This window comes from Nonomuraea salmonea (assembly GCF_042428605.1).
GTDB classification, from domain to species: Bacteria; Actinomycetota; Actinomycetes; order Streptosporangiales; family Streptosporangiaceae; genus Nonomuraea; species Nonomuraea salmonea.
Genome location: NZ_JBHMCF010000040.1, coordinates 1 through 12,995 on the forward strand (window position 1 = coordinate 1; position 12,995 = coordinate 12,995).

At 69.0% G+C, this 12,995-nt stretch carries 9 protein-coding genes; 4 read left to right on the forward strand and 5 right to left on the reverse strand.

The annotated features are described in order from the left end of the window. Positions 1-110 precede the first annotated feature (110 nt). The 3 genes from ACFFR3_RS34950 (at position 111) to serB (ending at position 3,049) form a co-directional block, all read left to right on the forward strand. Entirely contained in the window at positions 111-1,121 is a 1,011-nt protein-coding gene (locus tag ACFFR3_RS34950) for an S-adenosylmethionine:tRNA ribosyltransferase-isomerase (protein WP_345394180.1), read from the forward strand. Positions 1,122-1,218: 97 nt separating this feature from the next. Continuing rightward, on the forward strand, positions 1,219-1,749 hold the full coding sequence (locus tag ACFFR3_RS34955; protein WP_364368078.1) for a hypothetical protein: 531 nt from the start codon (positions 1,219-1,221) through the stop codon (positions 1,747-1,749). Positions 1,750-1,828: 79 nt separating this feature from the next. Continuing rightward, positions 1,829-3,049 carry a phosphoserine phosphatase SerB gene (gene serB, locus ACFFR3_RS34960; RefSeq protein ID WP_345394171.1) on the forward strand — a complete coding sequence of 407 codons (1,221 nt, stop codon included), beginning with the start codon at positions 1,829-1,831 and terminating at the stop codon, positions 3,047-3,049. Here serB and ACFFR3_RS34965 read toward each other — a convergent pair whose 3' ends face one another. The 4 genes from ACFFR3_RS34965 to ACFFR3_RS34980 form a co-directional block, all read right to left on the reverse strand. Continuing rightward, positions 3,050-3,520: a SixA phosphatase family protein gene (locus ACFFR3_RS34965; protein ID WP_379484532.1), complete on the reverse strand. Its 471-nt coding sequence runs from the start codon at positions 3,518-3,520 to the stop codon at positions 3,050-3,052. Positions 3,521-3,780: 260 nt separating this feature from the next. Then, positions 3,781-6,096, reverse strand: a complete 2,316-nt coding sequence (locus ACFFR3_RS34970) for a sodium-translocating pyrophosphatase (RefSeq protein WP_345394165.1) — start codon at positions 6,094-6,096, stop codon at positions 3,781-3,783. 1,081 nt (positions 6,097-7,177) lie between these two features. Next, entirely contained in the window at positions 7,178-7,618 is a 441-nt protein-coding gene (locus ACFFR3_RS34975) for an ATP-binding protein (protein ID WP_364368084.1), read from the reverse strand. Position 7,619: 1 nt separating this feature from the next. After that, positions 7,620-7,970, reverse strand: coding sequence for an STAS domain-containing protein (locus ACFFR3_RS34980; RefSeq protein WP_043629845.1), 351 nt, complete (start codon positions 7,968-7,970; stop codon positions 7,620-7,622). Between the two features lie 259 nt (positions 7,971-8,229). On the opposite strand from ACFFR3_RS34980, the gene ACFFR3_RS34985 reads away from it, so the two are divergent. Beyond that, entirely contained in the window at positions 8,230-10,833 is a 2,604-nt protein-coding gene (locus tag ACFFR3_RS34985) for a DEAD/DEAH box helicase (protein WP_512699784.1), read from the forward strand. A gap of 258 nt (positions 10,834-11,091) precedes the next feature. On the opposite strand, the gene ACFFR3_RS34990 is transcribed toward ACFFR3_RS34985, so the two are convergent. Continuing rightward, positions 11,092-12,882 carry a hypothetical protein gene (locus tag ACFFR3_RS34990; protein WP_379484534.1) on the reverse strand — a complete coding sequence of 597 codons (1,791 nt, stop codon included), beginning with the start codon at positions 12,880-12,882 and terminating at the stop codon, positions 11,092-11,094. Positions 12,883-12,995: the final 113 nt, after the last annotated feature.

The following is a 12,995-nucleotide window of genomic DNA, read 5'->3' on the forward strand; positions in this document are numbered from 1 at the left end:
CGGCGTTTTGACGCCGGTTCGCCTGACGGCGAACCGGCTGCCCCTGTCCTGCTCCGCAGGAGTCCGATTCCTCTCCCGCCTGAAGGCGGGAGTTTCCTCGGAGGTATTCGATGACCGCCGCACTGGACTTCTCGCTGCCGCCAGGACTGTCCGCCCACGAACCGCCCGAGGCGCGCGGCACGGCCAGGGACGGGGTGCGCCTGCTCGTCTCGCGCGGCGACCGCGACCCGTCACATCACCGCTTCCACGACCTGCCCTCCCTGCTGGACCCCGGCGACCTCATCGTGGTCAACAACTCCGCGACGCTGCCCGCCGCCGTCCGGCTCGACCGGCTCGCCGTGCATTTCTCCACCGCGCGGCAGGACGGCACGTGGCTGGTCGAGCTGCGCCGGCGCACCTCCAAGGCGAGCGAGCCTTACGCGGGGGGCGAGCCGGGCGAGTGGCTGCCCATGCCGGGAGGCGCCACGCTGCGGCTGCTCGGGCGCGAGACGCCGCGGCTGTGGCGGGCCGTGCTCGACCGGGACGTGGAGGCGTACCTGCGGGTGCACGGGGTGCCGATCCGCTACTCGTACGTGGAGCGCGACTGGCCGATCGAGGCGTACCAGACGGTGTTCGCGACCGTGCCGGGCAGCGCGGAGATGCCGAGCGCGGCGCGGCCGTTCACCGAGGCGCTGGTGACGGCGCTGGTGTCGCGGGGCGTCGGCATCGCGCCGATCACGCTGCACACGGGAGTGGCCTCGCCGGAGAAGGACGAGCCGCCCTACGCCGAGCGGTACGAGGTGCCCGCGTCCACGGCCGACCTGGTGAACCTGACCAGGCGGAACGGCAGCCGGGTGGTGGCGGCGGGCACGACCGTCGTACGGGCGCTGGAGACCGCCGTCGACGCCGCGGGAGTGGTCTCCGCCTCCCGGGGGTGGACCGGGCACGTGGTGACGCCGGAGGGTGGCGTACGGGCCGTTTCCGGGTTGATCACCGGGCTGCACGAGCCGCGGTCGAGCCACCTGATGATGCTGACGGCGATCGCGGGCGAGGGGGCGCTGGCGCGGGCGTACGAGGAGGCGTTGCGGGAGAGTTATCTGTGGCACGAGTTCGGGGACACGCACCTGATTCTGCAGAAATGAGCTTTACCCCGGTTTGCCCACGTGATAGGAAAAGCCGACATTTACGGGGGCTTAGTGTGTCGCGTCCCCGTTTTCCATCCACGACGGAGACGTTTGTATGCGTAACTCTCTGCCCAAGGTCGCGACGGTCGCATTAGCGGCGGGCGCCCTGCTGCTTTCCGCCGCCCCCGCTTCCGCCACCGCCCAGGACGACCCGTTCTCCGTCTTCGACGTGCAGGTCAAGGCGCCGAAGAAGGTCAAGCGCGGCGGAAAGATCTCCTACACCGTCGTCGCCCGCAACAAGGGCCCCCACTACGCCGACTACTACTTCCTGGGCGGCGAGTTCCCCAAGGGCATCGACCTGAAGAAGGTCTACTACCGCTCCAGCGTCAAGGGCACGGAGTGCGGGCTCGACGGCCGGGCGCTGTACTGCTTCGTGCCCAAGGTCGTCGAGAAGGGCGAGAGCATCGCCATGATCTTCGACGTCAAGCTCACCAAGAAGGCCAAGGGCACCCAGACCGCCAAGCTCGGCATCGTCTCCTACGACGTCCAGACGGGCATGGAGAACATGAGCAAGGAGGAGCTCGACCGGCTCGGCATCCCCGTCCACGGCTACGCGAAGACGGTCAAAACCAAGATCGTTCGCTGACCCCGTCCCTGCTGCGCCCGAGCCCGAATGCGCGACCTGCTGCGCGAGCACCGGATCGGGCGCAGTACCGTGACTGAATGTGGACCAGCGCACCCTCCTGATCACACTCACCGGCCCCGACCGCCCCGGCGTCACCTCCCGGCTCTTCTCCGTCCTGTCGAAGTTCCCCGTGACAGTGGCCGACATCGAGCAGGTCGTCATCCGAGGCCGCCTGACGCTCGGCGTGCTCGTCGCGTACGCGGGCGGCCCGTCCACCGGCACCGGCACCACGCTCGGCGCCATGTGGACCGCCGTCGAGCGCGTCGCCGAAGACCTCGGCATGGAGGTGGAGCTGTCCACCGGCTCCCAGGCCAAGGAGCAGCGCCGCCGCGGCCGCCTGTCGGTCAGCGTGCTCGGCGCCACCCTCTCGCCGGCCGCCATGGCGGGCATCGCCGGCCGCATCGCCGCCGCCGGCGCCAACATCGACCGCATCGAACGCCTCGCCCAGTGGCCCGTCACCTGCATCGAGCTGTCGGTCTCCGGCGCCGACCCGGCCGCCCTGCGCGTCGAGCTCGCCGCCGAGGCCGCGCAGCAGGAGGTCGACGTCGCCGTCCAGCGCACCGGCCTGTCCCGCAGGGCCAAGCGGCTCATCGTCATGGACGTCGACTCCACCCTCATCCAGGGCGAGGTCATCGAGCTGCTGGCCGCCCACGCCGGCTGCCTCGACGAGGTCGCCCGCGTCACCGAGGAGGCCATGCGCGGCGAGCTCGACTTCGCCGAATCGCTCAAGCGGCGCGTCGCGCTGCTCGAAGGGCTGCCCGCCGAGGTGTTCGAGCAGGTGCGCAAGGAGGTCGTGCTGACCCCAGGCGCCCGCACGCTGGTCCGCACACTCAAGCGGCTCGACTACCGCTTCGCCATCGTCAGCGGCGGCTTCACCCAGATCACCGACGCGCTGGTCGACGAGCTCGGCATCGACTACTCCGCCGCGAACGTCCTGGAGGTCTTCGACGGCAGGCTCACCGGGCGCGTCGTCGGCGAGATCGTCGACCGGCCGGGCAAGGCGCGGGCGCTCGAACGCTTCGCCCACGAGGCCGGCCTGCCGATCTCCCAGACCGTGGCCATCGGCGACGGCGCCAACGACCTCGACATGATCGCGGCGGCCGGGCTCGGCATCGCGTTCAACGCCAAGCCGGTCGTCCGCCAGGCCGCCGACACGGCCGTCAACACGCCGTACCTCGACTCGATCCTCTACCTGCTGGGCATCTCCCGCGACGAGGTGGAGGCCGCCGACGCCGAGGACGCCGTCCTGCCCGCCCTCTGATCAGTGCCCTTTGTCCGGGGCCCAGCGGCTGATCAGGCGGCCCTCGCCCGGTGACAGCTGCTCCCAGGGCGGCTCCACCGCGATCGCCGCGAACGACCCCGGCCTGAACCCGTAGTCGCCGCCCGCCAGCCCCAGGGCCAGCTCATGGACGCCCGGATTGTGCCCGCACAGCGCCACCGTGCCCGCCTCGGGGTCGGCGCGGCGCAGGAGCTCCAGCAGCTCGTCCGGGTACGCCTCGTAGATGTCCCGCTCGTAGCTGACCTCCACGCCGGGGAAGGCCAGCTCCGCGGTGCGCCGCGTCCTGGCCGCAGGTGAGCACAGAACCACGTCGGGGGCCAGCCCCGCCGCCCTGATCTCCTCGCCCGCCCGCTTGGCGTCCTGCTCGCCCTGATCCGTCAGCGGGCGCTCCCAGTCGACCAGGCCCGGCACGGAGGCGGCCTTGGCGTGCCGCAGCACGATCAACGTACGCACGCGCTCATCCCCTCGACGCCCAGACCGCGAGGCCCACGATCACGGCCAGGATGGCGACCATGGCCAGCAGGATCATGCCCAGGGTCTTGCCGCCGCTGGGCTGCTGCTTGTCATCGTTCACGCGCCCAGTTTCCCACCCGACCCCCCAGCCCCCACCCCCACCTTCCCCTCCACACAAACCGCCCGCCCCCACCTTCCCCTTCCAACAAAAGGACGCCCGCCCCCACCTACGGGGACGGGCGCCTCACACGCTCAACGAACTACGAGGCCACAGGCTCGTGCTCGCGGTTGTTGTTGTTCGCCGGCTCGATGGCCACCGACCGCCGCTTGGACACGATGATCGCGCCCACCACGACCGCCACCGCGACCACGGTGATGCCGATCCGCAGGGCCGGGTTGCCCGCGTACAGCACCACGGCCGGCGCCACCAGCAGCGCCACCAGGTTCATCACCTTGATCAGCGGGTTGATGGCAGGACCGGCGGTGTCCTTGAACGGGTCACCGACGGTGTCACCGATGACCGTGGCGGCGTGCGCCTCGGAGCCCTTGCCGCCGTGGTGACCGTCCTCGACGAGCTTCTTGGCGTTGTCCCAGGCACCACCGGAGTTGGCGAGGAAGACGGCCATCAGCGTGCCGCAGGCGATGGCACCGGCGAGGAAGGCGCCGAGCGACGCGTACCCCAGCGCGAACCCGACCGCGATCGGCGTCATGACCGCCAGCAGACCGGGCGTGGCCAGCTCGCGCAGCGAGTCGCGGGTGCAGATGTCCACGACGCGGCCGTACTCGGGCTTCTCGGTGCCGTCCATGATGCCGGGCTTGTTGCGGAACTGGTCGCGTACCTCGAAGACCACCCGCATCGCGGCCCGCCCGACCGCCATGATGGCGAGCCCAGAGAACAGGAACACCACCGCGGCGCCGATGATCAGACCGACCAGCACGTTCGGCTGATCGATGCTGAGGCTGAAGGACGCGAACGTGCCGAGCGCGTCCTTGACCGACGCCGTGGCGGTGGCCAGCTCGTTCTCCACCGCCGTACGGAACGCGCCGAACAGCGCCGTCGCCGCCAGCACCGCCGTCGCGATGGCGATGCCCTTGGTGATCGCCTTCGTGGTGTTGCCGACCGCGTCGAGGCTGGTCAGCACCCGCGCGCCCTCGCCCTCGACGTCGCCGGACATCTCCGCGATGCCCTGCGCGTTGTCGGAGACCGGGCCGAAGGTGTCCATGGAGACGATGACGCCGACCGTGGTCAGCAGACCGGTGCCGGCGAGCGCCACCGCGAACAGCGCGATCGTCACGTTCCCGAACCCGAGCAGGAACGCGCCGTAGACGGCGCCGCCGATGATCAGCGCGGAGTACACCGCCGACTCGAGGCCGACGCTGATGCCCGCCAGGATGACGGTCGCAGGGCCGGTGGCCGAGCTCTCGCCGATCTCCCTGACCGGGCGGCGGTTGGTCTCGGTGAAGTAGCCGGTGAGCAGCTGGATCGCGCTGGCCAGCACGAGACCGATCAGCACCGCGCCGATGGCGATGAGCCGCGGGTCGGCGTCGGACTGCACGGTGGAGCCGGTCAGACCGGAGAAGCTGCTCGGCAGGTACCAGAACGCGGCCGCCGCCACGAGCACCGCCGAGATGCCGGCGGAGATGAAGAAGCTGCGGTTGATCGCCGCCATGCCGTTGCGGTCGCGGTCGCGCATGCCGGTGACGAAGATGCCGATGATCGCGGTGATCACACCGATCATCGGGACGATGAGGGGGAAGATCAGCCCCTCCTCGCCGAACGCCACCCGGCCCAGGATGAGGCTCGCGACCAGCATGACCGCGTACGACTCGAACAGGTCGGCCGCCATGCCGGCGCAGTCGCCGACGTTGTCGCCCACGTTGTCGGCGATGGTCGCGGCGTTGCGCGGGTCGTCCTCGGGAATGCCCTGCTCGACCTTGCCGACCAGGTCGGCGCCCACGTCGGCGGCCTTGGTGAAGATGCCGCCGCCGACTCGCATGAACATCGCCAGCAGCGCCGCGCCGAAGCCGAAGCCTTCGAGCACGCCCGGCGCGTTGCCCTGGTAGATGAAGACCACGACCGCCGCGCCCAGCAGGCCGAGGCCCACCGTGAACATGCCGGCCACACCGCCGGTACGGAACGCGATGCGCATCGCCCGCTTCTCACCGGCGTCATTGGCGGCGGCGGCGACGCGCACGTTTCCGCGCACCGCGAGCCACATGCCCATGAACCCGGTCAGCGCGGAGAACACCGCCCCGACCACGAAGAAGATCGAACGTCCGATGCGTACGTCCGTCTCTCCCGGTAGCAGGAGCAGCAGGAAGGGAATCACGATGACGAAGATCGCCAACGTGCGGAACTGACGCGTGAGATAGGCCGCGGCGCCTTCTTGTACGGCGCGCGCGATGTTCTGCATTCGTTCGGTGCCCTGGCCGGCGGACAGCACTTCGCGCACCAGGCCGCCGGCGACGGCTAGCGCGATCAGTGCGACCGCGGCGACCACGATCACAATAGTGAGATTGTTTCCGCTCAGAACCAGATTGGACGCTGGCTCCGCTGCCAGCATGTGCCTGCTCATCGTTCTCCTCGGCAAGACCGGTCGTCCTGCCCGGGCGGTGCTGCAGTTTTCCTCGGCGGGTGGTGCGGCACCATCCGGGTTGTGGGTGCCGCTTCCGGTTGAATCCGCGTTCCGCCGGATCACCTTGGCCGGTGCCGGGAGTCTACGCAGGCAGTCCGTGGATATGAAGGCTCTGGCGGTCGCTAATTGTGCGAGTGTCTAGTAATCCCCTGACAGTGCCCTGGTTTGGGATCTGACACCAGAAATTTCCAAGCCTTTACGGTCACAGCAAGGCACCATTTCGGGCCGCCCGAAACCCCGATTCTTGCGGCGTTCCCGCCCCTTGACCGCACCCCTCCATCCCCACCGCCTTCGGGCCTCCCCGTACGTACCGCACCCTCCTGCACCCCCTTGGCTTGACCCCGCACGTCCCGCCGACCCAAACCCACCCCTCCGGGATACGCACGACGACAACCCGCCGTTCGATCCTCAGACGGCCTCCCTGACACGCATGCCGTCCCGCCCCACGCACTAACCCACCCCCACTACCACCCAATACGCACAAATCGCTCCTTGGGGGCACAGAGAGGCCCTCAGGGGCCTTCCACCGACCTCAGAGCAGCAGCCTTGACGCCCGAACTCTCACCCACGCAACCCTCGGCGCGAACGGCCTCCTCCTCAGGCTCCGACCGCAGGCAGCACTGGGCAGACCACATCAGCCTTTGTCCGACATCGGCTCTTGACCGCCATAGGCACTTGACCGCCATAGGCGCTTGACCGCCGTCAGCGCATGACCGCCATCAGCCCTCGACCGCCATCAGCTTCGACCGCCATCGCGGAAGCCGGAGACCGCCCTGCCGACAGCACAAAGCCGCGGACCTTGGCCGAACCACCTCGACCTCAGCCCGCAGCTACCTCAACTTCGAATGCCGCAGGCGGCCCTCAGTCCATACTGCAGAACCGCTGACATCAGCCCGTGCCCCGGCCTCCAGAACCACCCGGAAAGCCGCCCGAAGGCCACCCGAAGGCCTCCGCAACGCCCCCAAAGCCCGCCCGCCTCACCCCGCCTGGGATGGGGTTGGGCTGACCAGGGCGGCTCGGCTCAGATGGTCCCGGTGTTGGTGTTGCTGCCGACGGCAGCCGGCCAACTCATCCGGATATTCGTGCCTTTGGGGCTGGGAAACACCTCGACATCATCGGCCAACCCTTCGATGACCGCGATCCCGAAGTTGGACATGAACGAGTCAGAGAGCATGCCCAGGTCCAGCGGCTTTTCTTGCTTGATCTCCTCGCTGGGAGCCAGGTCACTGACCGTGACCTCGAAACGCCCCGAATCGTCACGTAGCTCGATGCGGATGGGCTCGCCCGGACAGTGCACTCGATGCGCCTCGACTGCCCGGGAACATGCCTCACCCACGGCGAGCCTGACTTCGTCCAGCAGGGACTCCTCCACACCGGTGCGGCGCGCGATAGCCGTCGCGACCAGCCGTGCGGTGCGCACGTGTGCGGGGAGGGCGCTGAACGTGAGCTCGACGGTAGCCATGCTACTTGTCTTTGCCGTGAGCTTCCTTGGCCTCGTCGACCGAAGCGTAGATCCCGAAGACCTTGGTCAGCCCGGTGATCCGGAAGATCTTGAGGATGCGCTCCTGCGTGCAGACCAGCTCCAGCGAGCCGTCGTGCGCGCGAACTCGCTTGAGCCCCCCGACCAGGACCCCGAGGCCCGTGGAGTCGAGGAAGTCGACCTTCTCCATGTTCACAAGAAGGTGGAAGTTGCCCTTGTTGACCAGATCGATGAGGAGCTCACGCAATCTCGGCGCCGTGTAGACATCGATCTCACCCTCGACCTCCACGATGGTGAGTCGGTCTTCGGTGCGGTGATCCAACTTCAGATCCACAGATCCTCCAGCGCCTCGCCTGCGAAAGTAGTCTTGCCGGCCTGGCAATCTGGAGCGTGGCCCCAGACTGTCCGACCCTGACGCGCGGCATTCAACCACGCGCCTGGCTTGTGTCTATACGAAATCACGATTCCCGGCGACTCTGCCCACGGATGCAAGACTGGAAACAGTGACTTCCACCGGATCCTCCCCAGAACAGACGGCATCACTCCTCCGCCACCTGCTCGGCGTACCCTCACGTCGCGCGCGTGTCACCCATGTGGAGCATGTTCCCGCACGTCAGGCGGGTCAAGTGCGCTGGCCGGAGTGGACGCCGGAAGTCCTCGTTACGCGCTTGGCGAACCGCGGGGTGACAGGACTCTGGCCTCACCAGTACGAGGCCGCCGACCTGGCATTCCGTGGCCGAAACGTGATCATTTCGACCGGTACGGCGTCGGGCAAGTCCCTCGCGTACCTCACCCCGGCGGTCGCCGCCTCCCTCGACGGCGGCACGGTTCTTTACCTGACCCCTACCAAGGCATTGGCCGCCGACCAGCTCCGCAGCTTGCGCGCGCTGCGCATCACCCAGCTCCGCGCGGCCTGCTTCGACGGTGACACCCCCTTCGAGGAACGCACCTGGGTACGCCAGCACGCCAACTACGTACTGACAAATCCCGACATGCTGCACCGCAGCATCCTTCCCCGCCACGCGCAGTGGTCGTCGTTCTTCCGCCGCCTGCGCCTGGTCGTGGTGGACGAGTGCCACGGCTACCGCGGCGTCTTCGGCTCGCACGTCGCCCAGATCCTGCGCCGCCTCCGCCGCGCCTGCGCCCGCTACAACTCCACCCCCACCTTCATGCTCGCCTCGGCGACGGCCAGCGAGCCCGGGCTGTTCGGGCGGAGGCTGACGGGGCTCGAGATGGACGAGGTGACGGTGGACACCTCGCCCAAGGGCGCGACCACCATCGCGCTGTGGGAGCCGCCCCTGACGGAGCTGCGGGGCGAAGGCGGGGCCCCCGTACGCCGCACGGCCACGGCGGAGGCCGCCGACCTGCTGGCCGACCTCGTCCTGGCCGACGTACGCACCCTCGCCTTCATCCGCTCAAGGAGAGGCGCAGAAACAGTAGCCCTCTCAGCCCGCGCCAAACTGGCCGACGTAGCCTTCTCCCTCCCCTACACCCCACCCCCGACCCCTCTCCCTTCGACCGGGGACACCGAGCACCCGGACACGCCGTCTCCAGACGAGAACCAGGCCACCCAGCACCCGAGCCGAACCCCCCTGGGCACGGACCACTCATCCCCCAGCTCGGAACACGCTGCTCCAGCCCCGGAACACACACGGGCCCCCCACACCGCCGAATCATCCGAACAAGCCCGGGACCACACACCGGCCGCCCACACCGGAACCTCTCGGGGGCCGGTCCCGTCCGCCGCCCTCTCCGGGGATTCACCGTCCTCCCTGGAGACAGCGTCCCCCTTCGGATCATCGCCCCCCCTCGAATCACCGTCCTCCCTCGCCTGGGCGATCCCGGAGTCGGCCGAAGCCGACCTCGCCGAGCTCCCCAACAAGATCGCCGCGTACCGGGCGGGCTACCTCGCCGAAGACCGCCGCCTCCTGGAGAAGGCCCTCCGCGCAGGCACGATCATGGGCTTGGCCACCACCAACGCCCTCGAACTCGGCGTGGACGTCTCCGGCCTCGACGCCGTGCTGATCGCCGGCTGGCCGGGCACCCGCGCCTCGCTCTGGCAGCAGGCGGGCAGGGCGGGCCGCGACGGCAGGGACGCACTGGCCGTACTGATCGCCAGGGACGACCCGTTGGACACCTACCTCGTGCACCACCCCGAGGCCCTGTTCGGCCGCCCGGTGGAGGCGATCGTCCTCGACCCGGACAACCCGTACGTCCTGGGCCCCCACCTCTGCGCCGCCGCCGCCGAGATCCCGCTGAGCGAGGACGACCTGCCCATCTTCGGCCCCACCACCGCCAAGGTCCTCGACGACCTGGTGGCGGACGGCATGCTCAGGAGGCGGCCGGCCGGCTGGTTCTGGACCAGGCGCGAGCGGGCCACGGACCTCGCCGACATCCGAGGTGGCGGAGGAGCCCCGATCCAGGTCGTGGAGTCGTCCACAGGCCGCCTGCTGGGCAGCGTGGACGAGCCCTCCGCGCACACCACCGTGCACACGGGGGCGATCTACCTGCACCAGGGCGAGACCTTCCTCGTGGAGCTCCTGGACCTGGACGCCGGAGTGGCCCTGGTCTCCAGCGCCAACCCGGACTACACGACCTTCGCCCGCGACATCACCGACATCTCCATCCTTTCCACTGAACGCTCCCAACCTCTGGGCCCCGGCACCCTCCACTTCGGCGAGGTGGAGGTGACCCGCCAAGTCGTCTCGTACCTGAAGAGGCGCCTCCAATCAGGCGAATCGCTCGGCGACGAACCTCTGGAGCTGCCGCCCCGAACCCTCCGCACCCGCGCCGTCTGGTGGACGCTGCCCGCCTCGGCCGTGGCCCTGCTGGCCGAAGCCGACATCGACCTGGGCGGCGCCGCCCACGCCGCCGAGCACGCCGCCATCGGCCTCCTCCCGTTGTTCGCGACCTGCGACCGCTGGGACATCGGCGGCGTCTCCACAGAACTGCACGCCGACACGGGCCTGCTCACCGTCTTCGTGTACGACGGCCATGAGGGCGGCGCCGGCTTCGCCGAACGTGGCTACGCCCGCGCCACCGACTGGCTCACCGCCACCCGCGAAGCCATCATGTCCTGCGAATGCGAACGCGGCTGCCCGTCCTGCATCCAATCCCCGAAATGCGGCAACGGCAACGAACCCCTACACAAAAGAGGCGCCATCCGCCTCCTCAACACATTGCTATCCCCGCAATAAAACTCACGCGCTTGCGACATAACGTCAGTCAAACCACCGCCGTAACAGACAAGAGTTACCGGCCCAACACCTGATGCCCGCCGCCTGAAACCCTACCCCGAACACTCTTTCCACCTGCACCGAGACCGGCATTTTCAGCGCACCGCTGAACCACCCATCCCCTCGGCATCCCGCACCCAGCGGGACCCCGAACCCCGCCACGGACTAGCCATGCACCCAAGCGAGGCCATCACCAAGCCCCGTTTAGCCGAAGAGCAATTACTCCCTATCCGACTTACCTAAATGCTTCCCGTTCCTCCGCGCACGACTGGCATATGCCCCATCGCCGTCGCCATCCGCTTCCCAGAAATCGCCATCCCCCGCCTGAGAACGCGTCCAGAACGCACTGTCCTCCATGGACCTGGGCGTCGGCGGCAGAAAGTCATTCCACCGCTCGTCGATCGGCACCGAAGGCAGAACAAGCGACGCAGAACCGTCCGCCGCCCCGCCTGAAGGAGATGGCGACGCGGCCCCCTCGGAGGAGGAGACATAGGGGGAAGACGAACCCTCGGAGGAGGAGACCCCGTGGGGCGGCGAACCCTCGGAGGAGGGGACCCCTTGGGGCGGCGAACCCTCGGGAGAGGAGACACCTCGGGGCGGCGAACCCTCGGAAGAGCCAGAGGCTGATGCCGCGCCATCCGTCCCCGTATGCGGCTCTTGCTCTGATACACGGGTCTTGGCGACGGACACGATCACTGCGGGTCGTCGCGACGCCGACGTGACCGGCGTGACCGTGCCATCCGCTCGCCTGAGCTTGGTGCCCTGCGCGGTCGAGAGCGTGTACGCACCACCCGCCGGCCCTGGCGTTCGGCCCGCTGAGGATGGCGAGGCGGCAACCCCGCCCTCGGCCGCAGCCAGCGAACGCCGCCGGGCCCAACCGCCCACCTGCACACCGAGCAGCAGCAACAGGATGCCGGCCGTCGCGTACCACCCGTACTGGCCGATGTTCCCTAGCGGCGACTCGCCTGATGCGGTCGTCACCCCGCCGGTCTGCCCTGGGGCCGAGCCGGCGCCGTCCTTGCCATGCGACGTAGCCGGGCCACCGCCCTTCTCAGGCCCTTCCTCCCCGGAGGGAACCAGAAGGTTGGCGTTCGGGTCGGCTTCGGATGATTCGGGTGACGTCGCCGCCTTGCGGTTGCTCGGCTTGCTGGACGGCCGCGTCTGCGTCTTTCCGGGCAGGATGGGCAGCGCGTCGACCCTCGTGGGTCCCTTGTTCTTCGCTGTCTGGCCGGTGTCGGCGGGCTTCTTCTTCGTCGGCTTGGCGGACGGCGCGGCCGGGAAGCTCACGTACGCCATCGCCGACTCCTCCGAGCCGATCGATCCGCCGCTCCCGTCCCCCCTGAACGCCGTGACCGCGAACCCCACCTTCTTTCCCGCCACCTGCGCCGGGACCGCCAGCTCCGCCCGGCACGAGGAGCCGGAGCACGCGCTGTCAACGGGCATCCGCCCGCCGAGACCGGACTGCGTGCTGGACACCTCGTACGACCGCAGGTCCGGCTCGGGCCCCTTTCTCCAGGTCACGAGGAGCTTCTTGGCGCCCCGCCTGCCGGCCCGCACATCCGCCGGCGCTTGCGCGGGCCTGCGCAGGGTGAACGTGCTGCTCGCGTAGGTCGTGCCGGTGATCTCACCCTTGAGGGTCACGGTGAATGTGCCGTTGGGGGCGTCGCCGGCGTTGAACGTCCCGGAGATGGTCTGATTCCCGCTGCCTGTGCCGATCGTCTGGCTGGGTGTGGAAGGCCCCTCGACGTACAGCCCCACCTTCAGCTGCAACAGCCCGGCTCGCGCGGAGACCGGCACGGACGAGCTCGTCACCACCTCACCGTCAGAGGGCGAAGTGATCTCCCCGGGCGCGATCTGTGACGTGGCCGCCGGCCAGGCTGAGCTTGCCGACGCGGTCAGGATGGATGAGCCGGCGTGCTGGGTCGTCATGGCCGCTTGAGCGGGGTTGCCGAGTGCGATGGAACCGGCCGCGATCGCTCCTGTGACCACGACTTTGCCGACTACCGTCACGACGCTTCCCTCCGTCGAGAGCCTCGCGTCGCTTTGAGCACCCTCGGGGCGCCCATGCGACGACCGGAAGTGCAGTCCGCCCGGCCGATAACGGTCACCGACCGACCTCGGGC